The 23,396-nt window shown below is 42.3% G+C and carries 18 protein-coding genes and 1 tRNA gene; 9 read left to right on the top strand and 10 right to left on the bottom strand.

What is annotated here, in order from left to right; all coding sequences use genetic code 11:
• The coding region (locus GBI66_RS16640; RefSeq protein WP_308464066.1) for a hypothetical protein at nucleotides 1-5,689 on the bottom strand (5,689 nt) is incomplete at its 3' end.
• Nucleotides 5,690-6,202: 513 nt separating this feature from the next.
• On the opposite strand from GBI66_RS16640, the gene GBI66_RS16635 reads away from it, so the two are divergent.
• A tRNA-Arg gene (locus GBI66_RS16635) sits at nucleotides 6,203-6,279 on the top strand.
• Nucleotides 6,280-6,320: 41 nt separating this feature from the next.
• Here GBI66_RS16635 and GBI66_RS16630 read toward each other — a convergent pair.
• A complete protein-coding gene (locus GBI66_RS16630) occupies nucleotides 6,321-7,619 on the bottom strand; it encodes an SRPBCC family protein (RefSeq protein ID WP_151716852.1) in 1,299 nt (432 codons plus the stop codon).
• 397 nt (nucleotides 7,620-8,016) lie between these two features.
• Here GBI66_RS16630 and GBI66_RS16625 point away from each other — a divergent pair, with 397 nt between their 5' ends.
• Both GBI66_RS16625 and GBI66_RS16620 read left to right on the top strand, forming a co-directional pair.
• Complete coding sequence (locus GBI66_RS16625; RefSeq protein WP_151716851.1) at nucleotides 8,017-8,514, top strand: YcxB family protein; 498 nt, start codon at nucleotides 8,017-8,019, stop codon at nucleotides 8,512-8,514.
• Between the two features lie 33 nt (nucleotides 8,515-8,547).
• Nucleotides 8,548-9,189 carry a fumarylacetoacetate hydrolase family protein gene (locus GBI66_RS16620; protein WP_151716850.1) on the top strand — a complete coding sequence of 214 codons (642 nt, stop codon included), beginning with the start codon at nucleotides 8,548-8,550 and terminating at the stop codon, nucleotides 9,187-9,189.
• 105 nt (nucleotides 9,190-9,294) lie between these two features.
• On the opposite strand, the gene GBI66_RS16615 is transcribed toward GBI66_RS16620, so the two are convergent.
• Nucleotides 9,295-10,095, bottom strand: a complete 801-nt coding sequence (locus GBI66_RS16615) for a helix-turn-helix transcriptional regulator (protein ID WP_151716849.1) — start codon at nucleotides 10,093-10,095, stop codon at nucleotides 9,295-9,297.
• 107 nt (nucleotides 10,096-10,202) lie between these two features.
• On the opposite strand from GBI66_RS16615, the gene GBI66_RS16610 reads away from it, so the two are divergent.
• Nucleotides 10,203-11,108 carry a DMT family transporter gene (locus tag GBI66_RS16610; RefSeq protein ID WP_151716848.1) on the top strand — a complete coding sequence of 302 codons (906 nt, stop codon included), beginning with the start codon at nucleotides 10,203-10,205 and terminating at the stop codon, nucleotides 11,106-11,108.
• A 26-nt stretch (nucleotides 11,109-11,134) separates the two neighbouring features.
• On the opposite strand, the gene GBI66_RS16605 is transcribed toward GBI66_RS16610, so the two are convergent.
• Nucleotides 11,135-12,385 (bottom strand): YihY family inner membrane protein, encoded by a 1,251-nt coding sequence (locus GBI66_RS16605; RefSeq protein ID WP_005185152.1) that lies wholly within the window; start codon nucleotides 12,383-12,385, stop codon nucleotides 11,135-11,137.
• 113 nt (nucleotides 12,386-12,498) lie between these two features.
• On the opposite strand from GBI66_RS16605, the gene wrbA reads away from it, so the two are divergent.
• Nucleotides 12,499-13,098 carry an NAD(P)H:quinone oxidoreductase gene (gene wrbA, locus GBI66_RS16600; protein WP_005185150.1) on the top strand — a complete coding sequence of 200 codons (600 nt, stop codon included), beginning with the start codon at nucleotides 12,499-12,501 and terminating at the stop codon, nucleotides 13,096-13,098.
• On the opposite strand, the gene GBI66_RS16595 is transcribed toward wrbA, so the two are convergent.
• Both GBI66_RS16595 and lgt read right to left on the bottom strand, forming a co-directional pair.
• Nucleotides 13,095-13,469, bottom strand: coding sequence for a hypothetical protein (locus GBI66_RS16595; RefSeq protein ID WP_151716847.1), 375 nt, complete (start codon nucleotides 13,467-13,469; stop codon nucleotides 13,095-13,097). The two genes, wrbA and GBI66_RS16595, sit on opposite strands and share 4 nt — an antisense overlap.
• A 105-nt stretch (nucleotides 13,470-13,574) precedes the next feature.
• Nucleotides 13,575-14,387: a prolipoprotein diacylglyceryl transferase gene (gene lgt / locus GBI66_RS16590; RefSeq protein ID WP_004657788.1), complete on the bottom strand. Its 813-nt coding sequence runs from the start codon at nucleotides 14,385-14,387 to the stop codon at nucleotides 13,575-13,577.
• A gap of 109 nt (nucleotides 14,388-14,496) precedes the next feature.
• On the opposite strand from lgt, the gene GBI66_RS16585 reads away from it, so the two are divergent.
• The 4 genes from GBI66_RS16585 to GBI66_RS16570 all read left to right on the top strand — a co-directional run bounded on the left by GBI66_RS16585 (nucleotide 14,497) and on the right by GBI66_RS16570 (nucleotide 19,295).
• Nucleotides 14,497-15,279: an NRDE family protein gene (locus tag GBI66_RS16585; protein ID WP_151716846.1), complete on the top strand. Its 783-nt coding sequence runs from the start codon at nucleotides 14,497-14,499 to the stop codon at nucleotides 15,277-15,279.
• 141 nt (nucleotides 15,280-15,420) lie between these two features.
• Nucleotides 15,421-17,013 carry an alkaline phosphatase gene (locus GBI66_RS16580; protein WP_151716845.1) on the top strand — a complete coding sequence of 531 codons (1,593 nt, stop codon included), beginning with the start codon at nucleotides 15,421-15,423 and terminating at the stop codon, nucleotides 17,011-17,013.
• 20 nt (nucleotides 17,014-17,033) lie between these two features.
• Nucleotides 17,034-18,566: an alkaline phosphatase gene (locus GBI66_RS16575; RefSeq protein ID WP_151716853.1), complete on the top strand. Its 1,533-nt coding sequence runs from the start codon at nucleotides 17,034-17,036 to the stop codon at nucleotides 18,564-18,566.
• 78 nt (nucleotides 18,567-18,644) lie between these two features.
• Complete coding sequence (locus GBI66_RS16570; RefSeq protein ID WP_151716844.1) at nucleotides 18,645-19,295, top strand: hypothetical protein; 651 nt, start codon at nucleotides 18,645-18,647, stop codon at nucleotides 19,293-19,295.
• 233 nt (nucleotides 19,296-19,528) lie between these two features.
• Here GBI66_RS16570 and GBI66_RS16565 read toward each other — a convergent pair whose 3' ends face one another.
• From GBI66_RS16565 to tatA, 4 genes are all read right to left on the bottom strand, one after another.
• On the bottom strand, nucleotides 19,529-21,715 hold the full coding sequence (locus tag GBI66_RS16565) for a PhoX family phosphatase (protein ID WP_151716843.1): 2,187 nt from the start codon (nucleotides 21,713-21,715) through the stop codon (nucleotides 19,529-19,531).
• 181 nt (nucleotides 21,716-21,896) lie between these two features.
• Nucleotides 21,897-22,661, bottom strand: a complete 765-nt coding sequence (gene tatC, locus GBI66_RS16560) for a twin-arginine translocase subunit TatC (protein ID WP_005259755.1) — start codon at nucleotides 22,659-22,661, stop codon at nucleotides 21,897-21,899.
• Nucleotides 22,658-23,101 (bottom strand): Sec-independent protein translocase protein TatB, encoded by a 444-nt coding sequence (gene tatB / locus GBI66_RS16555; RefSeq protein WP_151716842.1) that lies wholly within the window; start codon nucleotides 23,099-23,101, stop codon nucleotides 22,658-22,660. Before tatB ends, tatC begins: the two co-directional genes overlap by 4 nt.
• A gap of 12 nt (nucleotides 23,102-23,113) precedes the next feature.
• Entirely contained in the window at nucleotides 23,114-23,329 is a 216-nt protein-coding gene (gene tatA / locus GBI66_RS16550; protein WP_004678519.1) for a Sec-independent protein translocase subunit TatA, read from the bottom strand.
• Between the last annotated feature and the right edge of the window lie 67 nt (nucleotides 23,330-23,396).

The following is a 23,396-nucleotide window of genomic DNA, read 5'->3' as shown; positions in this document are numbered from 1 at the left end:
GACCGCCATCACCGCCGCCGATGCCACCAGTAAGACCACCGATAATGCCAGTGACTGCACCCAGAGGACCGCCATCACCACCGCCGATGCCGCCAGTAAGACCACCGATAATGCCAGTGACTGCGCCAAGAGGGCCACCGTCACCGCCGCCGATTCCACCAGTAAGACCACCAATGATTCCAGTAACTGCACCCAGAGGACCGCCATCACCACCGCCAATGCCGCCAGTAATGCCACCGATAATGCCAGTGACTGCGCCAAGAGGCCCACCATCACCGCCGCCGATGCCGCCAGTAAGACCACCAATAATTCCAGTGACTGCACCGAGAGGGCCGCCATCACCACCGCCGATGCCACCAGTAAGGCCACCGATGATTCCAGTGACTGCGCCAAGAGGCCCACCATCACCGCCAATCACTCCACCAATTGTTCCCGTAATGATGTCGAGAGGGTTGCCACCTTCACCACCGATTACACCGCCAACCAGACCAGTCACCAGATCAAGAGGACTGCCACCCTCACCACTGAGGACACCACCAACAATACCCGTGACAACATCAATAGGGTTGTAATCGCCACTAATAATGCCTTCTACGCTAGCGGTTACACCGCCGACTGCGCCTGTGACAGTACCTAAGACACCTGTGCTATCAGCATCACCAGTCACAACTGTGACGAGATTGGTTACAGGAGTAACTAGATCACCGTGAGAGATGCTATTTAAATCGAGTACAGAGATCGCATTGCCTGAGAAATTGATTGGAATGGTAATAGGAGTCACGACGTTAGTACCATCTCCAATGCCATTGCCGATACCATAGTTATGGTCGCCATTGCCTGCACCAATACCATTACCGATACCACCAGATCCATTGCCAATCGAGCCATTATTTTCGGTGTCATTGTCCTGGAAGTTATTATGTGTAGTCGTTGTTGCATTATTGGTTGAAGTTGACGTTGCAGTACCAAATAAGGAAATGGCATTGCCAGAGAAGTTAACGGGAATTGCAATGGGTGCGACAAAGTTTGCGTCATCCGCAATACCATTGCCGATACCATAGTTATGTTCACCATTGCCTGATGCGATACCATTACCGATACCACCGCCAGAACCGACACCTGTACCGCTGCCGTTACTATTGTTGGTTGTATCATTGTCTTGGAAATTGTTATTGGTTGTCGTAGATGAATTGTTGGTTGAATTTGCTGTCGCATTTCCAAAGATAGAGAAGGCATTCCCTGATGCATTCACAGGCGTTGTGATTGGGATAATAATACTTGCGTCATCTGCAATACCATTGCCAATACCGTAGTTGTGTTCACCATTGCCTGAAGCGATGCCATTACCAATACCGCCACCTAAGCCATCTGCACCGTTACCGCCGCTATTGCTGTTATTGGTTGTATCGTTGTCTTGGACATTGTTATTGGTCGTGGTTGAAGAATTATTTTGTGAATTTGAAGTCGCATCACCAAAGATAGAGAAGGCATTCCCTGATGCATTTAATGGTGTGGTAATTGGGATTACGATACTCGAATCATCTGCAATACCATTGCCAATACCGTAGTTGTGTTCACCATTGCCTGCGGCAATACCATTCAGAATACCTCCAAGATCACTACCAGAGCCGCTTCCTACGCCACCGTTATTGCTATTGTTGATCGTATCGTTGTCTTGGAAGTTGTTATTGGCTGTTGTAGAGGAGTTATTAATTGAGTTTGATGTTGCATTACCAAAAATAGAGCCCGCATTACCAGAGAAATTAACAGGGCTTGTGATTGGTGCGACGACACTGGCATCACTACCGATGCCATTACCAATACCAAAATTATGGTCTCCATTGCCAGAGCCAATACCATTGCCTATACCAACGCCATTACCAGCACCACCACCTACAACTGTACCGTTATTGCTATTGTTGGTTGTGTCATTATCTTGCAGGTTATTGGTTGTTGTGGTTGAACCGTTATTTACAGATGTATTAGTGGTATCACCAAAGAAGGTCCAAGAGTTACCTAAGCCATTGACTGGTGCGGTAACAGGCATGGTTACACTTGCGTCATCGCCATTGCCATTGCCAATACCGTAGTTATGTTCACCATTACCCGCACCAATGCCATTGCCTATACCACCACCAACACCGTTACCTGTGCCGGTTCCAGGACCACCATTATTACTGTTGTTGGCGGTGTCGTTGTCTAGCACTGTATTGGTTGTTGTGGTTGCTGCATTATTGTGGGATGCATTATTTGCATCACCAATGAAGGAAAATTCATTACCTAAACCATTGATTGGAGTGGTGACAGGTGTAACAACATCAACGTCATCACCATTGCCATTACCAATACCGTAGTTCTGTTCACCATTACCTGCACCAACGCCACTGAGTAGTCCGCCTACACCGTTGCCAGTGCCATCACCTACGCCAGTACCATTGTTGCTATGGTTGATGTTGTCATTGTCTGAGACGATGTTGGTTGTATTGGTTGTTGCTGTATTGGTTGAGGTATTACCTAGACCATTCGGATCATTGTCATTATCCAGTCCAGAGACATTGTTGCCCATAAAGTTGATCGGTGTTGTCACTGGTGATGTCCAATCGGCATCATCGCCATTGCCGTTACCAATGCCATAATTGTGCTCGCCATTACCAGCACTTACACCATTGAGTAAGCCATCAGCACCATTGCCTGTTGTTCCAGTGATACCAGTGCCATTGTTACTATTGTTGGTTGTATCGTTGTCTTGTACATAGTTAAGGGTGTTGGTAGAACCATTATTGACAGAACTAACATCGCCACCGCCGATAACACCCGCTGAATTACCTAAGACATGGACAGGTGTGGTCCATGGGGCAGTGATATCTACATCATCACCGTTGCCATTGCCAATACCATAGTTTTGTTCGCCATTGCCTGCGGCTGGACCATTACCTAAACCACCAAGGCCATTGCCTGCATTTGTGCCAACGCCATTATTACTATTGTTGGTTGTATCGTTGTCATAAACAATATTTGATGTGTTGGTTGGCGCTGTATTGACGGAGTCTACATCACCACCAACGCCTGCAACGGAGTTACCAAGAACTTGGACTGGTGTCGTAATGGGTGTCGTGACGCTGGCATCATCACCATTGCCGTTACCGATACCATAGTTGTGCTCATCATTGCCTGCAGAAACACCATTTAATAGACCGCCTGCACTGCCATTGCCTGTTGCACCAACACCACTGTTGCTGTTATTGATGGTGTCGTTATCTTCGATCACAGTAGAGGCATTGGTCGGAGCAGTATTCACCGAATTAACATCACCACCACCAATTGCTGAAACTGAGTTGCCTAGACCTTGGAAAGGCGAGGTCACAGGTATGGTGACACTTGCATCATCGCCATTGCCATTGCCGATACCATAGTTCTGTTCACCATTACCTTCGGCTGGACCGTTGGCTATACCGCCAAAACCATTGCCAGCCACACCAGTTGCATGATTGCTATTGTTGGTGGTGTCATTGTCTTGAATATGTGTGGTGGATGTTGTTGCTGCAGTGTTGACAGAATTAACGTCACCGCCACCAATACCCGTCACTGAGTTACCTACAGCTTGTACAGGTGTGGTCCATGGTGTGGTGATATCTGCATCGTCACCATTGCCATTGCCGATACCGAAGTTATTTTCATCATTCCCTCCGGATACACCGTTGAGTAAACCACCCTCATTACCATTGGTCGCTGATCCAACACCATTGTTGCTGTTGTTGGTTGTATCATTGTCTTGAATTGCTGTAGTTGAGCTGGTTGAAACATTGTTTACGGAGTCGACATCGTTTGTGCCTATGCCTGAAACTGAATTGCCAATTGCTTGGAATGGTGCAGTGACGGGTGCAGTGAAGCTGGCATCATCACCGTTGCCATTGCCGATACCATAGTTCTGTTCACCATTACCTGCTGCTGGGCCGTTGGCTAAACCGCCAGAACCATTGCCAAGGACACCAGTTGCATTATTACTATTGTTGGTGGTGTCATTGTCTTGAATATTGGTAGTTGATGTTGTGGTTGATGTATTGACCGAACCTACATCGCCACCGCCAATTCCTGCAATTGAGTTGCCAACTGCTTGTACAGGTGTGGTCCACGGTGTGGTGATATCAACATCTTCACCATTGCCATTACCAATACCGTAGTTATGTTCACCATTGCCAGCAGATACGCCATTTAATAAGCCACCATTGCTGCCATTTCCTGCTGCACCCACACCGTTATTACTGTTGTTGGTGGTGTCATTATCTTGAATCGTTGTCGTTGAACTTGTTGATGTATTGTTGGCAGAATCTACATCACCACCGCCAATTCCTGCGACTGAATTACCAATGGTTTGGACTGGCACAGTGATTGGTGTTGTGACACTTGCATCATCACCGTTGCCATTGCCGATTCCATAGTTTTGTTGCCCGTTGCCTGCCGCTGGGCCGTTACCCAAGCCACCAAGACCATTGCCGGTACCCGTTAAGCCCGTACCATTATTGCTATTATTTATGGTGTCATTGTCATGGATTGTACTGGATGTATTGGTTGTTGAGGTGTTCACCGAATTGATATCGCCACCACCAATGCCTGCAACGGAATTACCCACTGCTTGAACAGGTGTGGTCCAAGGTACGGTTACACTTGCATCATCACCGTTACCATTGCCAATACCATAGTTATGTTCACCATTGCCTGCACCAATGCCGTTAAGTAAACCAGCACCCACACCATTGCCAGTACCAGCTACACCAACGCCATTATTGCTGTTGTTGGTCGTATCATTGTCATCAATTACACTGCTATTTGTGGTTGACGTGCTATTAATTCCATTGACATTAGCACCACCAATCGCTGCGGCTGAGTTGCCTATTGCTTGGAATGGTGCGGTAACCGGTGTGGTGATACCAGCATCGTCGCCATTACCATTGCCAATTCCATAATTTTGTTCGCCGTTTCCAGCACCAATGCCATTTAATAGACCACCAGCACTGCCGTTTCCAGCAGAACCTATGCCAGTATTACTGTTGTTAGTCGTATCATTATCTTGAATTTGAGTTGAAGAGGTTGTGGGTGATGTATTCACCGCGTTGATATCAGCACCACCAACGGCAGCGATTGAATTACTGATTGCTTGAACTGGTGTGGTCCATGGCACTGTTACGCTGGCATCATCAGCATTGCCATTTCCAACGCCATAATTATGTTCACCATTGCCTGCGGCAATACCATTTAATAAGCCACCGGCATTACCATTGCCAGCTTGAGTACCAGTATTACTATTATTAACAATATCGTTATCGTGGATTTGAGTCGTTGATGTTGTTGGCGTTGTATTGGCCGTTGTAACAGGTGTTGTCGTGCCTAGCCATGAAAATGAATTGCTGAAAGGCTGGAACGCTGCTGTGAAAGAGGGGGTAAAGCTAAAATCGTTTGCGTTACCTAATCCTGGACCGTAGTTGTGACTACCATTACCTGCCGCTATGTCGTTGAGCAAACCGCCATGACTCGTATTCGTACCACTATTTGTATGAGTAAGAGTGCTACTGTCTTCGATAACTGTATTTTTTACAGTGGGTACAGTATTAACCGAAGAGGAGGATCCTTGGCTATTGCTAGAAAGAGACAGAATACCTTTAATGGGTGATAAAATATTTTTAAATAACATATCGATATACCTATAATTATTGGAGTTTTGTTTTATTAAGTTTAATAATTATGTGACTCCTGTCTCATAATCTATCTGTTAGTATTTATTAGTTGTCTATTTAATGTCAATAATGCAGTGTGTATCATATTTTTAATGGAATATAAAAGTGAAATAAAACAGGGGGCTATATAATGACTTAGAGATAAATGGTTAAAATCAAAAAGATATTATAAAAAGATAGATTATTAATAAAAAATACAAAGTTTATACCTGAATTAAAACTTAGTAGAAATAATATTTATTTGAATTTTAATAATAATTATTGCTGTTTTGGGCGAGAAATTGTCTTATGACTGAGGCTAAGCAAGGAAATATTGCTTTACTTTTAAGGCCAAGAGAATCCGATGAAATGTTAGTCGATCCACATTGAAAAAAACAAATTATGCCGAATCTATAGCCAGTTGATCGTGATCTTGTGAAAAAGGTCTTATCATTTGGGGAAAAGTGCGTATAATGCCCTCCATCAAATATGCGCTCATAGCTCAGCTGGATAGAGCACTTGGCTACGAACTAAGGGGTCGGGAGTTCGAATCTCTCTGAGCGCACCAATTTGAATAAATAAACCGCTTCATTGCGGTTTTTTTGTGTCTTAAATTTTTGCTTTGATTTTTTGTACAAAAACGGCATTGCCACCGACAGCAGGCAATACATCATGATAAGGCAGGCTGCGCATGGCTCTCAATAAGAAAGGAGCTTTCTCATCGATCTTCATTGCACTGGTCATTTTAAATAAAGTCCCTTGATCTAAACTGGTAAACCGCATTTGACCTTTAATAAAACGTAGATCGCCACCATTGGCATAAAAATTATTTTCAGTGCTTTGTGGATAGTTAAAGCGCAGTTTAAATGCAAAAGGAATATTGATGACTCCAAGTCCCACATTCACTTGAATGTCCGTATCTTGTGCCTGATTTTGGATTGGTGTGGTTATAACTTTCTTGATTTGTCGTGGAAATAGCTCTTGATAAGCCAATGGTGTCAGCCATTTTTGTAATTGCTGCGGTGTTTGTTTATAAAATTGATAGGTGGTGGTAAAGCGCATGGATTCCCGTCCATGGGTATAAAGCATGCTGGTCGGTGCATGAATAATACTGACAGGTTGTTGAGCCATTTGAATAAGTTGGCTAATTTTTGTGAGTTGCGCTGTGCTCAACTGTGGATTGGGAAGTTGCCCTGCATTGAGTGGGGAAATGTTAGGTTTAATAAAACGATTCCTTAATGCCTCAAGTATAAAAGCATTACTCCCACTTGGAAGTCCTAGTTTTGCTTCTGGAATTGCATTGAGAATTTTCTTAAAAATAAAACCTTTAGGCTGGTTTAAATCACCCCATTGAGTCAGCGTGATTAAAGTCCGATGTTCATCTAATGCAAACCATTCAAACTTTCCAACGCCGTATGGGATAGGTGCATCGATAACTAAACTGGCAATGCTATTCGGCTTGATCTGGTGTTGTAGGGTGACATCTTCATTAAAGTTGAGCACAGGAATAGGTGTTGGGATGGAAACCCGATATTTCATTTGTACAATGTTGCCTGATTGTTCGAGTGGCTTGGCTGATTTGAGTGTGGGAAATAGACCAACATATTGACTGAAATCGGTGAGTGTTTTGGCGACTTGCTGGGTGCTAACAGGAACAATAATGGCTGCTGAATTAAAGCTGGCAGTGGGTTGTGGGTTACTTTTCAGCGTCGGGATTGAGGTTTTAGTCGCAGGATGCCCATAGATGAAAATATTGTTTTGAGTATAACTGGCCAAGAGTTGTGGATTGTTCTGAAAAGGCTGTAAGGCACTTGGAATATTGTCATTCCATGACAGGATTTGTGCAGAGCTGTGTTGTACCACTGCCATAAAAATGCAGAGACACAAGAGACGATTCAAATAAGACATCACATTCCTTTGATTTTTATCCGTGATTTCATCCATGACTAGATTGCTCGTAGGGAGCTGATCAACACTGCTTATTAATAAATTTTTTTATGCATAAAAAATAGTCGTATTATGTAAAACCCACTGAAATATTCTTTCGAGCAAGACATTTTAGACATTTACTTTTTACCAGTTCTATAGATCAGAATGATTTAAATTAAATAAAAGTATATTTATATCGTTTCGGCATAATATTGATTTATAAAAATAAAAGTATTCAATGAAAGCAACATAAACAAGTATGAGATGGCGTGACAATATCATTTAAATTTTGTATTAAATCACGAGAAATGTGATTGCCCGTTGAATCATTTATGTTCTAATAGGTCAGTTTTTTTCAAATGTTAGAAATCTAAAAATGTCTGAACAACGTCCAACGGTATCTGTACGCTATTATTTGAATTTAGAAGAATCCCAAGATGGGTTTGCTTTGGTAACGTTCGGAAAAAAGACCTTTAGTCGTTTTTTAACCCCCGTAATTAGTATCGCGATTATTTTGTGGGGCGTTTATTTAGGCTTTTCTGGCGTGGGACGTTATTACGTTGCACTCGGTGCTTTTTTTCTGATTATGCAGGGTGTCATGCGTTATTGGTTTTTACCAATGTTGTTTAAGCGCCAATTTGTACGTTATCAATTTGGTAAAAGCGAGCAAGGGATCGATTTGTACCAAGATCATTTCGAGCTCTATGCAGCAGGTAAAAAACAAACAGCGCAGTATGCAGAAGTACAATCTTTTGCAATTGGCAAACTGACTTATATGCTAGAACTTAAAAGCCATACTGTCGTGATTGTGCCTAAACGCGCATTTACCGATCCTGCGGATCAAAGCAAGTTTGAAAATAGTTTTAAAAAGTAAATTTATTGACGGTTGAAAGAACAAGGAGTTTTCATGAGTACACGTCCTTCAAAAATTGTTTGTGTGGGTCGAAATTATGCTGAACATGCGAAAGAGTTGGGGAATGCTATTCCTGATCGCGCGTTGCTCTTTATCAAACCGCCGAGCAGTCTTGGTTCTTTGACACAAGGCGTAAGTTGGAATCAAGCATTAGGTGAGTGTCACTATGAATGCGAAATTTGTTTGCAAATCGCAAATCCGTTATCGCAAGAAACCGATCCAGCCAAAGCCTTAGAAGCAATTGGTGCGGTGACTTTGGGCTTGGATTTGACCCTACGTGATTTGCAGGGTGATTTAAAATCCAAAGGCGAGCCGTGGGAACGTGCCAAAGCTTTTGATGGTGCATGTATTTTGGCGGACTGGATTGAAGCAGATGAAATTGGTGACTTGCAAGAGCTAGAACTGATTTTGAATATCAATGGTGTAGACCGTCAGCATGGTTTTACCAAAGACATGATCTTCGATATTGGGACTCTACTCGTTGAGATTAACAAATCGTTTAGTCTGGAAGTTGGTGATGTCATTATGACGGGTACGCCTGCTGGTGTTGGAGCATTACGTGCCAATGATCAATTAACTATGAAATTGATTACCCAGTCTGGCGAATACGATTGGAATACTTTTGTAAAAGTATAAGTTGCAATGAAATAAAGAGGATGGCGCTGGTTTTGCGATCAGCGCCATTTTTATAGCTCAACATATGTGTTTTTGTTAGAGCTGAAATACAAACTCAGTCAAATGTTAACTGCCTTGATACAGTTTTCGGAATTGGTCAGGGGTAAAGTGCATCCAACGTTTAAACATATAAATAAAAGCCGATGAGCTGGCATAACCTAAGTCTAAAGCAATATTTTCAATGGTTTTACCCTGATTCAACATCGACATCGCTTTCATCACTTTTAAACGTTGTCGCCATTCATGCAAAGACATGCCTAATTCTTTCTGGCTATAACGGGCAAGGGTACGCTCAGTCATATTGATCATTTGTGCAAGCTGTACCAAGGTACTGTTATCCGCAGGAAATTCATGCAAATGGGTCAATATTTTCGCCAGTGCGGGATGCTGTGTTGTAGGTAAATAACTCCCGACAAGTTCGGCATGGGTCAGTGAGTCGAGTAAGACTTGAAGCAAGCGTAAATACTCTGGGTCTTGTTCAGAAAAGGGATGCTTGCGGATATGTTCGAGCAGTGCAGAAACCAAGGGTGCAGACAATAAGATACCCGCCTGTTGAGGCATATTTTGGCAGAGTGATTCATGCACGTACAAGGTGCAATGCGTGACCTCGTTACGATTGATACCGCTATGTTGTAAATGCGGCGGCAGCCAAATCCCATAAGGTGGTGGGGTTAAATAATGAATTTGATCAATATTGACCTCTAAAACACCGTCAAAAGCATAGATAAACTCTCCCCAAGCATGCGCGTGTTGTGGGTAAAAAGTCTCGGCAGGTGCGTCCCGAATCTGAAGCCATAAGGGCGCAGGAATATCGTTGTAGGTCGGGATTGGCTGAAAATCTTGAATTCTTTGTGCTGATTTTTTCATAACATGAGAATTGCCTGAAAATACGCATCTATTGTCGTAATTTCACTATATCATGAAAATACGACAGTCTTATATTGGTGCTCAAACCATAAAATCAGGAGCGCGCAATGGATGAGCGTAAAGCATTAGATGCAACGGCATCGGGTCTGATGATCGTACTGTGTATGATCTGGGGACTACAACAAGTCATTTTAAAAATGGCAGCTCCTGATATTTCGCCCTTAATGCAAATCGCGCTGCGTTCGGGCCTTGCCGCCATACTGCTTTTACCCTTACTTTACTTCGATAAAACCAGTCAGCTGTTTAATCGCCAAAATTTGAAAGCGGGTGCATTGGTCGCCTTTTTATTTTCTTTAGAATTCTTTTTATTGGCACAAGCTCTACAATTAACCTCGGCTTCACATGCAGTAGTACTCCTGTATACCGCACCGATTTTTGTGGCCTTGGGCTTACATTGGAAACTTCCTTCAGAGCGTCTTAGTCTGCTGCAATGGACAGGTATCGGGATTGCCTTTTTAGGGATTGTAGTGACGTTCTTACGTGCTAATTCAGGTGGATCGATTGCGGATCGACAGATGTTATTGGGTGATTTGCTCGCTTTGGCAGGCAGTATTGCTTGGGCAGCGACCACGATTACCGTACGTTTATCTTCGCTTGCGCAAGCTGCCGTAACACAAACCTTGTTTTATCAATTGGCGGGTAGTTTTGTGTTGTTGTTTGGCACGGCTCTTGTTCTTGGGCAGGCCACGATTCATTTCACCCCATTGGTGATGGGCAGTTTAGCATTTCATACCTTAGTGGTTTCTTTCGCCAGTTTCTTGGCATGGTTCTGGTTGCTACGTAATTATTTAGCTTCCCGTCTGGGCGTCTTTTCTTTCCTGACCCCCTTATTCGGGATGGCATTTGGTGTGTGGTTATTGGGCGAAAAAATTGAGCTGAACTTTGTGATTGGTTCGGCGTTGGTCTTACTTGGCATTGTGGTGGTGAGTTTACAGGGCTGGTTAAGGAAATAAAAAAGACCTCGCAAGAGGTCTTTTAGTTACTTCTGTTCAAACAGAGTGGAAAGTGGAATAGATAGCTTGGCTGCTAAATAATCATTACTTTCAACCAATGAAGGACCGAGTCGTTCCATCCATTCATCATCCTGATGGATATGCTCAACATCGGGGCGCAATGGTAGTGGATAAGGCAGGGCCGTGAAGAAGCTCCAGAAATCTACCTGAGCCAGATTACGGACCAATACATATTCATCTTTATCCGTTCGCATAATCAGGTTTTGGGCTTCGAGTTCCAAGATAAAAGACGGTAAGCGACCGAGTTCACCACGACCAATAATATTTAACAGCTCTTTTTCGCTGACACTTTGTCCGATTTGCTGTTTTTTATAAAATAACTCCAGTATATCTAGCATCATTAAAATTGGATGACGCTTTTGTTCTTTACCAGAATGGAAAGCTGTCAGTGCATAACTGATTTCGACTCCCAATAAGATAATGTTCCAAGATAAATATATCCACAGCAGGAAAATTGGGACGGCTGCAAAGGCACCATATACGATTTCATAACTGGTGAAGTTGCTCATCACCCAACCAAAAAAGCGTTTTAAAACCTCAAAGACGGTTGCACTAAAGCAAGCTGCGATGAAGGCAGAAAAAACAGGCACAGTTCGATTGGGAATGGTCCAATATAAAATGAAGAAACCGACAATCGTTAAAACAAAAGAAATGAGCCATAACAGAAATGAGCCATCGAGCTGATAGCCGGCAAAATTATTACTCAAGATATTCATTGAAGCCACTGTAGAGGACAGTACAAAAGCACTGCCTAAAACAATCGGGCCTAATGAAATAATGGTCCAGTAACGCATAAAACCGACTAAGCCAGTCCGAGTCTCCTTGACTCGCCAAATTCGGTTAAATACATTCTCGATTGACGTCAGCATCAGCACGGTGGTTATAAATAGGAACAGCACACCAATAATGGTCAGGTTGCTGGATTTTTCGGTAAAGGCATTTAAAGCTTTGTCAAAAGCGATGGTACTTTTTGGTAAAAAGTTGCTATAGATCAGTTGTTGTAACTGCTGTCTGGCAGGTTCGAGTGCTTTAATCGAGGAGATAATCACTAAAAAAACCGTCAGCATCGGCACCACTGCAAATAGGGTGGTGTAGGTGAGTCCTCCAGCTTGCTCTCGGCAACGATCTGCTTCGAAACGTCGTAACACAAACACAATAAATTGAAACCATGTTTTCTCTAAAAAGGGCAGATTTTTTAGATAACGCTTTAAGATCATGGGTTCTATCCTAGTTATTTTTAATAAAAATCCGGTGTAATCACTGGATTTACTACAGCTCAAAATATAAAAAATGTCGTATAGTGTTCTTTTTAACAAAATTCTTGAAAGTGATGCAACCTTACGTTCTTGTTCTTTATTACAGTAAATACGGTTCAACCAAGCAAATGGCGCATCTAATTGCCGATGGAATTGAAGCTGCTGGCGTGACTGCCCGTATTCGAACAGTACCGAATTTAGCCCCTGTTGTAACTCAAGCGGAAGCCAGTATTCCTGAAGATGGCGATATTTATTGTAGTTTAGATGATCTGACGCATTGCGCTGGTTTGGCTTTAGGTTCACCAACACGGTTTGGCAATATGGCCAGTGAGATGAAGTACTTTTGGGACCAAACCACTAGCTTATGGCTGAATGGTGCTTTGCATAATAAGCCTGCTTGCGTGTTTACTTCTTCTGGTTCGATGCATGGTGGGCAGGAAAGCACATTGCTAACGATGTTACCGCCGTTGTTTCATCATGGTATGATGATTATGGGATTACCAAATTCGATTCCAGCCTTGTCCAATACCAAAACTGGAGGGACACCGTATGGTGCCAGTCATGTTAGTGGGCCACGTCATGATCAGAGCTTAAGTCAAGATGAGAAAATTTTGTGTGAAGCACAAGGCAAGCGTTTAGGTGAAGTGGTGAAAGCGTTGGCTGGAAAATTTTAACTTAGCGAAAGTCGATATTTCCGCCCAGTTGCGACCAATCTCCAGAAAGTAAGGTTGTCAGTTGGGAAGGGAATTGGAGCTAAGGCAGGATTCTGTAGCTGTATTTTTTCTGCACTTTGCTGGTCTGAGATTAAACTTGCATAGAGATAATCCAGTAGATCAACTGTGCTAAACACCAGTTTATAAGCATCTTGTAATTCGGTGTTTTGGCTGGCGAAACACACCCGATGTGGTTCATTGACGTTGATGAAACTAAGTCCAAGTGATTTTTCAATTTGGCTGACAATCTGGGGATTGAACTGTAGGGGAGAGAGGCTAAGAACCAGCTCATGCATTTTAAAGTGGGCGAGATGCTGACGTTGTTGCTGCATCGACTCTCCCCTGAAAGAAATAGAATCAATATACGCTGTTTCTGAAAGATTGATAAATAGCTTAAATTATCGGCCTAAAAAAGGGAGCATTCGCTCCCATTTTTATTATTTCTTTAACTGCCAGTCATAGATATTTTTACGGTAAGCGTACCAGATCATCCACAGACCAATAATAATCATTGGGAAGCTGAGAATCTGACCTTTGGTCATCCAACCAAATAAGATATAACCTTGATCTGCATCGGGTTCGCGGAAGAACTCCATAAAGAAGCGTGCAATACCATAGCCGACAAGGAATAGAGCTGAAACTGCCATACGCGGACGAGGTTTAGAACTAAACCACCACAATACGATAAAGAGGATCAAACCTTCGCATAGGGCTTGGTAGATTTGTGAAGGATGGCGCACTAAACCGAGTGGGTCAGTTGGAAAGATCATCCCGAATGGATAGCTCGGGTCTTGTACAGGGCGGCCATAAAGCTCACCACCAATAAAGTTACCAAAACGACCAAACATCAAGCCTGTTGGTACGCAGGGCGCAATAAAGTCCAAGGTCTGGAACCACGTTTTTTGGTATTTTTTACACCAAAACAGCATTGCAATCATCACACCGAGGAAGCCGCCGTGGAAGCTCATGCCACCTGTCCAGACTTGGAATAACCACAGTGGATTTTCTAAAAATTTACCAAATTCGTAAAACAACACATAGCCAACACGTCCACCGAGCACAACACCTAATGCACCGTAGAAAACTAGGTCTGACACCATGTCGCCTGTCCAGCCATCACGTTGTTTAGCGCGATAAGAAGCTAAACCCCATGCACATAGAAACGCCAAGAGATACATGAGCCCGTACCAGTGCACTTTGACAGGTCCTAAGCTCAGCGCAACTGGATCAATATTTGGATAGGTCAGCATTGCTGTTCCTCAATTTTATATTTTGAGCAGATTGTAGCGGAATGATGTTAAAAATGTTGTACATTCAATGTGAAAGATCAATGTTCCAAACATGTGAGAAAAAGAATCTATGTGTATTGTCGCTTTTGCATGGCAAGTGCTGGATGAGATGCCTTTGTGTCTCATTTCAAATCGTGATGAGTTTTATCATCGTCCAAGCTCACCCTTACATCTGTGGGAGCAGAGTACAATCGTGGCAGGACAGGACTTGCAGTCTGGCGGGACGTGGATGGGGGTGACAGCATCGGGACGTTGGGCGATTGTTACCAATTTTCGCAATGGTCGTGATCAAAAAAGTTATACGACTTCTCGCGGACATCTGATTCAATCCTTTTTAGAAAGTGATCTAGCCCCAATTCGTTTTGCTCAGCAATTGGAACAACAGCAACAGGATTATGCGGGCTTTAATTTATTTGTCGGTGATACAGAACAAGCGGTTTATATGAGTAACCGAGGTGAAGCTCCGCAGGTCCTTGCCAATGGCGTTTATGTGGTCTCAAATGGATTAATGTCAGAGGACTGGGAGAAAACCAGACATTTGCGTAAACGCTTTACCCAAGAATTTTTACCGATGTTGCAGCAACCACAAATTGCTGAATCAGCAATCGATGCCGCTGCTTGGGACATTTTGGAAGATGAACGAAAAGTCATTCCAGACCTGTTACCTGATACGGGCATTAATCCAGACATGGAAGCTTTATTGTCATCCACCTTTATTCAAAGTCCAATTTATGGAACGCGATGCTCTAATTTTTTAAGATTGATGCAAGCACAGTGGCATTGGCTAGAAAAATCCCAACAAGGTGAGCAGCAGGGAAAAGTTGTCGATCTTCAAATTACATTAGCGGATTAAATTGATATGTTATAACATAATTTATATATAAAACAACAAGATGAAATAATATTGTCATTAAGGTGACATAAAAGGGTCACCCAGCATTGTTATGGTCTATGCAACGAAATTACGTCCAAACAATAAATCTGGGGATATTTTATGTTCTTATCAAAGATGAGCTTTTCCAAAAAGCTATTGGCGGTCAGTTTGATAGCAGTCTTATCGGGTGGGATGGTAGCCTGTAACGATAATGATAATGATGACAAAGCAGAAGTACCAAAAACACCAGCTGCAAAAAATGTAATTTTCTTTTTAGGCGATGGTATGGGGATTACCACCTTAACCGCATCGCGTATTTATTCTGTTGGTGAAGATGGTGATTTGACCATTGATACTCTCCCAGAAACAGCGTTTGTTCGTACCTTTTCAGAAGATGGTCAGGTGACTGATAGTGCACCTTCTATGGCTGCCTATATGACGGGCGTGAAAATGAAGAATGAAGTCATTTCCATGCAGACAGGAACAATCGCATCTCCACCAAAAGCAGATGGGACCAGTACCTGTGATGATGTCGCAGAGAATAAAGGCAAAAAACCAGCAGAAACCTTACTTGAACTTGCCAAAGCACAAGGTATGGGTACAGGACTGGTGACTACAACGCGTATTACTCATGCAACACCAGCTACGACCTATGCACATGTTTGTCATCGTGATGCTGAAAATGATATTGCAGCGCAATTGGTTCCTGCAGGGAAGGGTACTGGATGGGGTGCGTATAACACTAAATTAAATGATGGTGTGGATGTGGTTTTAGGTGGTGGCCTACGTCAGTTTAAACCTACGACTGTATCGGGTGGTAAACGTGCTGATGGTCGTGATTTGGTCAAAGAAATGCAAGATCAAGGTTATAGCTTTGTTGCAACGGGGAGTGACCTGACCAAAATTGATCCAACCAAGACCAAAAAATTATTGGGCTTATTCAATGCCAGCCATATGAACTATGACCTCGATCGTACCAATAAAAAAATTGATGAGCCAAGCCTTGCTGATATGACGACCAAGGCAATTGATGTCTTACAAGCGAAAAACAAAAGCTTCTTCTTGATGGTTGAAGGCGGACGTATTGACCATGCCTTGCATGACACCAATGCAAAACGTGCCTTACAAGACACGGTTGCTTTTGATAATGCGATTAAAGCAGCGATTGATAAAGTCAAAAAAACAGATCCAGAGCTTAAGAATACTCTGATCGTGGTGACTGCTGACCATGACCATACTATGGTCTTGAATGGTTATGCGAAACGTACGGGTAAATATGTAAAAGGTGCAGAGACCAGTGTACTAGGCTTGGTTAAAAACTATAACAAAGCTGGCTATGCGACTGATGAAAATGGAACACCGTATCCAATTATTGGCTTTGGTACTGGTAAAAAGCGTCTAGATAATAACCGTCTTGAAGCACGTGGTGCTTTAAAGGATAACGATAGCTGTAATCCAGTCGCAGGTCCTGCAGATAAATATACCGATAGCCGTGGGACAGACATTGATAAAGAGGGTTGGTGTACAGGTACTGCGGCAGATGATTTCCAACAGGAAGCCGTGGTACAGACTGGTTTTGCGGATAGTGAAACACATGGCGGTACCGATGTCTTCCTTGGTGCAATTGGTGTCGGCTCAGACAACTTCCATGGCAGCCTCGAAAATATCGAAGTATTTAACTTAGTTCGTAAAGCCATTGGCCTAGATAAATAACAACAGACTGGAGAACGATGATGTTAAAACAATTTAAATTAGGTCAGTTCGGTATGAAAGCTTCTGTTTTAACTGTTGCATTAGTTGCGGCAAGTACGGGTGTACAGGCGGCGGGTGAAGCCAAGAATATCATTTTCTTTTTAGGCGATGGTATGGGGCCAACCACCGTCACGGCAAGCCGTATTTATGGTTATGGTGAATCTGGTAAATTAACCATGGACACTTTACGCCGTACCGTACGCATCAAAACGTATTCAGAAGATGGTCAAACCACCGATAGCGCGCCGTCAATGGCGGCTTATATGACGGGCAAGAAAACCCGTAATGAAGTGATTGGAATGACACCGGGAACGGTCGCGGTTGAACCAGGTACGTGGACAGATGGAAAAAACACGATATCCAATGCCATTAATAATTGCCCAACACCAGGTTCGAGTGTCACTGCAGGGAGTCCTGCGGAGACAATACTTGAACTCGCTAAAGCCAATGGTAAAAAAGTTGGCGCAATTACCACTACAGAGTTGACCCATGCAACACCTGCTGCGACCTTCTCTCATGTGTGTAATCGTAATGCACAGTTTGAGATTGCACGTCAGATCATTCCTGGCGGAGCAGGTTATAACACTAAACTGTTAGATGGCGTTGATGTATTAATGGGTGGCGGACGTAACCATTTCACCCCTTATAATGCAGCAGATAACAAGAAGGGGCGTATTGATGGGCGTAACCTACTGAATGAATTAAAAGCCAAAAACTACACTGTTGGTGCGACCAAAGCAGAAATGGATGCAGCGCCATTGAATAAAAAGTATATTGGTCTTTATTCTGCAACTTCACATCTAGAATATGATTTAGACCGAGCACGAACAGCACCAAATCAGCCAAGTTTGGCTGAAATGACTGAAAAATCGATTGATTTATTACAGGCACAAGATACCGCAGGTAAAGGCTTTTTCTTGATGGTTGAAGGTGGGCGTATTGACCATGCTCTACATGGAACCAATGCCAAACGTGCGCTACACGATACCATTGCATTTGATAATGCGATCAAGAAGGCCTTAGATAAAATCAAGAAAACTGACCCTGAATTAAAAAATACTTTAATCGTTGTTACGGCTGACCATGACCATACCATGACCTTTAATGGTTATACAGCACGTACTGGAAAAACAACGACTGCGAATCCTGGTATCTTGGGTTTAAGTTATAGCTATCAAGAAGCCAAAGCGACAGATACGCGCACGCGTGTGTTGGCCGATGGCAAAAAGCATGCACCTAACTTAGATGCGAAGGGCAAAACCTCAACCACGTTGGTGTTTGGTAATGGTGGTGGACCACGTCCAACGTCACGTATTGATATTACTGATGATGAAGCGGCGGCAGATGATTATTTGCAACAAGTCGGCGTTAAACTCGGTAGCCCAGGTTCTGAAACACATGGTGGTGGTGATGTCCTCTTATTTGCTGAGGGTGCAGGTTCTCAAGTGTTTAAAGGTACACGTGAAAATGCTTGGGTGTTTAGCAAATTGAAAGAAGCATTCGGATTTAAATAAGCGCTTTATTCAATATTTTCATCATATTGCAAAAAACCTCAGTCATTATGACTGAGGTTTTTTTATGCGGGAAATAACATGCGTCTAGTGATGAGTTCGGTATTGCTCAGTTTGGGAATGACGTCTTTGCATGCTGCACCGTTATTGAGTGCCAGTATTACACGAGAGACTCAGACCATTGGCAATGATGGTGTGACACGTACCAGTGTGTTTCAGGAGCGTATGTATCGTGATTCTCAGAATATCTGGATTGAACGTGTGTTGCCGAGACAGCATCAGCATGGTGACGAAAAGGGTGGACATAAACATCTAGATCTAGCGGAAGCTGCTCAACATTATTTTATTGATCAGAAAAAACAACCCAAACTGAATTTGGTTTTGGTCGAAGATAAAACCGTCGTACATTTGCAAGATGCGGATGTGGATATGCTGGGCTTAAGCAACTGTTGGTCATGTGTCTATTCGTTACTTGATCCTAAAACCTTAAAAGGGATGAAGATCATTAAAAAGGATACCAACAGTACCCTATATGAAAGCCAAAATAAGAAGAATAAGATTCGTGTGGAATGGGATAACCGTAACAATATTGCCAAACGCGTTGATATTCGTAGCTTAGATGGTTTGCGCTATGACATCATGAAAGCCAATATCCAACAGGTCAATATTGCAGAACCATGGAAAAAATATAGTAAATTCAGCAGTAAAGATTATTCAGATTTTGGTGATTAATTGCATAAAGTTGGATTGATTGAATCGAGCTCCTTTTTTAAAGGGGTTTTTTTTATCATAGAAATTGATCTGTTCGGTGACCGCTATGATTTCAATCTTTGAATAAAATGATCCCGCTTTTCTATTATTTTTATATAAGCACGAGTACTAGCTGAATGGTTGAATTATGATTGATTTAGATAGGCAAATGCCGACATGATGTCGGCATTTGCTTTTTAAAATGGTGCTGAGATTTAAGCTTTTTTCACAACAGATGGCGCAATTGGGTCAGCAGTGATATAGCCAACTGCAGCAGCGAATTTGTTGCTGTAGTTTTTATTAATGGCTTCATCAAGTTGCGCCAGTAAAGTGGTGCTCAGACCACTACGAGAACCATCGGCATTGTCTTTGTAGAAACGATACCATTCATCACCAGGATGCTGGAAGTTGCTCATGATATATGTCCAGCCATTCACTTCATCAACAGCATGTAAACCTGTTGATTCTGCACCAGCCGGTGTCGATAAAATACGGATTAACTGTTTAGTATCAACGTTATATGCCCATAAGAAATTATTTAGATGGTTACCTGAATCCTCACCAATGAACAAGGTGCGTAACTTCTCAGAGAACTTCAAGTTATCTGGGCTTGCAATTTGTTCTGGATCAGCGGTATTACCTAAGCTATCAAAGCTAATATCTTTACCTTTAAGCAATAGGTTTGATTCGCTTGGCACCCAATCACTATTAATGGCAGTGTTGGTACTGTCTTTTTGCCCACCCGTTAACTTGTGTTCCAAGATACCGCCAGCAGTCAATTTCGGGAACTTTACATTGTGCTCAGCCAAGTAGCCGCTACCACCTTCAACCATTGAGTCTACAATGTTCGCCAATGCTGAATATGCACGCTTGTCAGCGATATTAACGGTCGTACCTTCATTTTTGGTTAATGCCATTGATGCACCAACATAAGCTGCATAACGGTGAGTTTCGAGGAAAGCCGCTGCTAATTTGGTTTTATCGCTATTGTCTTTTAACTTCAAGTAAACGCCTGTTTTACTCAAATAAGTAAATTTAAACCCTTGTGCCTCTAAAGTTAATTTTTGTTCTGCTTGCTGAGGTTTTATACGGGCTTTTGCAGCATCTGCCAATAGTTTTTGTTCCGCTGTTGGGCTAGTTGTATCGATTGCTTTTTTCTCTTCAGGAGTTGCATCACTTGGGTATTTTGCAATTTGTAATACTGACTCAAAAATATCCGTTCCTTTGATACCACTCTTAATAAGATTTTCAATCTCAGCACTGGTTGCATGACCCAGTCTAATCCAAGAAATTTTACCAATTGTTAAATCGGTTAATGGAGTCGTATATTTTGCAACATACAAGGTACCTGCAGATAAGTCTTTTTCTTTATCTGCGACGAACATGAATAAACCGCCATTGGTATAGTCATCACCCATTAATACTGTGCGATTATCTGGGAATACCTGTACCAGTTCATGTGAAATACGACCTAAACAGTAATGCTTTTTGACAGTACCTGTACCATCAGCTTTGACAATAATTTCAGGCAAATGACCATAGTTATATGGATTTGCTGTCGCTTCATTGCCATAGATGTTTTTACTAAAAGCTTTCAATGTTGATAATGACTGACCAAGTTTTTGATCGAATGCATCTGGCTCATACTCTTCACTTGAAAGGTGAGTTCCCCATGGCGAAAGACTTGCGCCACAAGTGATCCAAAGACCATGTGCACTAGATGTATCAACATTATGGTATTTAATCAGCGATAAATGACCCGTTTTTGGGTCTTGATCTAAAGTTAATACTGCAATTGGAGAAGACAACTTACCGTAAGTGTCTCCACCATTTTGGTCTTTTGAAAGATACTCAAATTGAACCACATGGAAAACAGGATTACCTGTTACACCTAGCGCTTTTTTATCTGCATCAGTAAAGTCTTTACCTGTTGCTTCTTTAAAGCTAATTAGTGAACTACCATCTGGGCAGTCAGAGAAATATTGGCGTTCTTTCCCTTCAACTGATTTATCAATAATCGGTTTATTATTGATATCAAAATAACCACCAGCAATGATTTGACCACCTTTGCCATCTGGTACTTTTGTGCCTGTTAAGAAAAATGGCTTATAAGCGAGTTGATAGTCAGTTTTGCTGCCGTCATCCCAGTTAATAGAAAGTCTTGATGAACAGGCCGTTGTTGCCATTGCTGCTACAGTTGCAGGTGCTGGCATACCTGTAAAGGTTGCATTTTTGAAGTTAATTGGTTTTGGCGTTGGTGTAACGATGCTGTTGTTATCATTGTCATCATTGCAACCTGTTAGAGCTGCTGCTGTACCCATTGCCCCCAATGGTAAAAATGGAACGCCAGCGAACCATTTTAAAATATCACGACGACTTGGCTGATTGGTATTGGCTGTCATAATAAATCCGTATCTATAATATATGGTAAATAAATCCTGATCGATTCTATGAATAGGACATGACATTTTTTTGACAGTTTGAAGGCAGTTTGAAGACAATTTTATTTTTATAAATTATTGAAAAATATAGGGCAAAATAAAAGAATCCCCGAAATATTTTCAGGGATTTTATCTCCGTTTTTTAGTTTTCGACTTTTCTTTTTTCGAGTATTTTTCCAAGCAATAAACCGAGTTCGAATAACATCCACATCGGTACAGCCAGCATGATCATAGAAAGAGCATCTGGAGGGGTTACAAACATAGCAACAAAAAAGCATCCCACAACGATGAAGCGACGTTTTTCAACCAGACTTTGTGTGCTCACCAGACCAATTAAGATGAGAACTAAAGTAATAATTGGAATTTCAAAAGTAAAACCAAAGACCAAAAACAGTTTTAAACAGAAGCTTAAATAGCTGTTGATATCAGTCATTGGCGCAACTGTTTCAGGGGATACGCTAATAAAGAAATGCAAAATTGCAGGCAAAGTAATGAAATAGGCAAATGCCACACCTAGATAAAATAGCACGATACTTCCTAACAGGAGAGGAATGGCTAAATGGCGTTCTTTTTCGTAAAGTGCGGGTTTGATAAATGACCAGATCTGATAAATGATGTAGGGCATTGCCAGCATAAAAGCAACAAACAAGTTCAGCTTAAATGGTGCCATGAATGTTGCAGTAACATCGGTCGCAATCATGGTCGAGCTAGCTGGCAGTTGCTGTCTTAATGGTTCAGAAAGCCACTGATAGGTTGTATTTCTAAACGGCAGTAAGCAGAAGAAAAGAAGAATCGTCACCCCAACAATCTTGAAAAGATATTGGCGGAGTACAATCAAATGCTGCATCACAGGCATTTGTTGCAGGGTTTCTTCAGTACTGACGGAAGTCGATGGTAATTGGCTCATACGGCAATCTTTAATTCTGTATCAAACTTTTGAGGCGGTCTATCCAGCTCAAGGTTGAAAGGTAATTGCTTTTGATATTCAAGACTGAATGGAACGACTGCTTGTTGGGACCAAAAGCTGTAAGTCGTCGTTGATTGATTCGTCTCTACTTGTACTGGCTCAGCATCGGATGATGTTTGTGTGCTTTTAAGCGCATCTAACTGTTGTTGCATCCTGCGTTCAAGTTCAGTGATTTTATCAATTTCTTTTTGCATTTCTTCGCGAAACTCGGAAAGGCGGAGTTCGCGATCGATTTCATTCTGAATATTGTTGATAAACTTTTTTATTTTGCCATACCATTTCGCCACGAACCGAGCAGCTTCTGGTAATTTATCAGGACCGAGCACCAGCAATGCAATCACGGCAAAGCAAAAGATTTCGGTCATTCCCAAATTCAGCATAGTCGTGCTCGCTTAGCTTTTTACTGAGCTTTCAGTATTTTTAACTTGAGCATCAATGGTGCGAGGTTCATTTAAAGGTGTCGCCGCTTCTTCTTCTTTCATTGATTTTTTGAAGTCTTTGACTGCACCACCAACATCTTTACCGAGGTTTTTAAGCTTCGATGTACCGAAAAGTAGAATTACCACAATTGCAAAAATCAGTACATGCCAAATTGATAAACCAGCCATCATTCTATTCCTATAAAACTTTGGATATATCTCAACAGTTTGGCATGACAAAGATGTGACACTTATA

This window comes from Acinetobacter sp. TUM15071 (assembly GCF_008980925.1).
GTDB lineage: Bacteria > Pseudomonadota > Gammaproteobacteria > Pseudomonadales > Moraxellaceae > Acinetobacter > Acinetobacter dispersus.
This window is presented reverse-complemented; position numbering and strand designations above follow the sequence as displayed.

What these genes read in the sequence shown, in the direction of transcription:
- GBI66_RS16630 (WP_151716852.1), bottom strand. Translation starts at nt 7,619, where the DNA reads ATGTCTTATTTGAATCGTCTCTTGTGTCTCTGCATTTTTATGGCAGTG.
- GBI66_RS16625 (WP_151716851.1), top strand. Translation starts at nt 8,017, where the DNA reads ATGTCTGAACAACGTCCAACGGTATCTGTACGCTATTATTTGAATTTA.
- GBI66_RS16620 (WP_151716850.1), top strand. Translation starts at nt 8,548, where the DNA reads ATGAGTACACGTCCTTCAAAAATTGTTTGTGTGGGTCGAAATTATGCT.
- GBI66_RS16615 (WP_151716849.1), bottom strand. Translation starts at nt 10,095, where the DNA reads ATGAAAAAATCAGCACAAAGAATTCAAGATTTTCAGCCAATCCCGACC.
- GBI66_RS16610 (WP_151716848.1), top strand. Translation starts at nt 10,203, where the DNA reads ATGGATGAGCGTAAAGCATTAGATGCAACGGCATCGGGTCTGATGATC.
- GBI66_RS16605 (WP_005185152.1), bottom strand. Translation starts at nt 12,385, where the DNA reads ATGATCTTAAAGCGTTATCTAAAAAATCTGCCCTTTTTAGAGAAAACA.
- wrbA (WP_005185150.1), top strand. Translation starts at nt 12,499, where the DNA reads ATGCAACCTTACGTTCTTGTTCTTTATTACAGTAAATACGGTTCAACC.
- GBI66_RS16595 (WP_151716847.1), bottom strand. Translation starts at nt 13,469, where the DNA reads ATGCAGCAACAACGTCAGCATCTCGCCCACTTTAAAATGCATGAGCTG.
- lgt (WP_004657788.1), bottom strand. Translation starts at nt 14,387, where the DNA reads ATGCTGACCTATCCAAATATTGATCCAGTTGCGCTGAGCTTAGGACCT.
- GBI66_RS16585 (WP_151716846.1), top strand. Translation starts at nt 14,497, where the DNA reads ATGTGTATTGTCGCTTTTGCATGGCAAGTGCTGGATGAGATGCCTTTG.
- GBI66_RS16580 (WP_151716845.1), top strand. Translation starts at nt 15,421, where the DNA reads ATGTTCTTATCAAAGATGAGCTTTTCCAAAAAGCTATTGGCGGTCAGT.
- GBI66_RS16575 (WP_151716853.1), top strand. Translation starts at nt 17,034, where the DNA reads ATGTTAAAACAATTTAAATTAGGTCAGTTCGGTATGAAAGCTTCTGTT.
- GBI66_RS16570 (WP_151716844.1), top strand. Translation starts at nt 18,645, where the DNA reads ATGCGTCTAGTGATGAGTTCGGTATTGCTCAGTTTGGGAATGACGTCT.
- GBI66_RS16565 (WP_151716843.1), bottom strand. Translation starts at nt 21,715, where the DNA reads ATGACAGCCAATACCAATCAGCCAAGTCGTCGTGATATTTTAAAATGG.
- tatC (WP_005259755.1), bottom strand. Translation starts at nt 22,661, where the DNA reads ATGAGCCAATTACCATCGACTTCCGTCAGTACTGAAGAAACCCTGCAA.
- tatB (WP_151716842.1), bottom strand. Translation starts at nt 23,101, where the DNA reads ATGCTGAATTTGGGAATGACCGAAATCTTTTGCTTTGCCGTGATTGCA.
- tatA (WP_004678519.1), bottom strand. Translation starts at nt 23,329, where the DNA reads ATGGCTGGTTTATCAATTTGGCATGTACTGATTTTTGCAATTGTGGTA.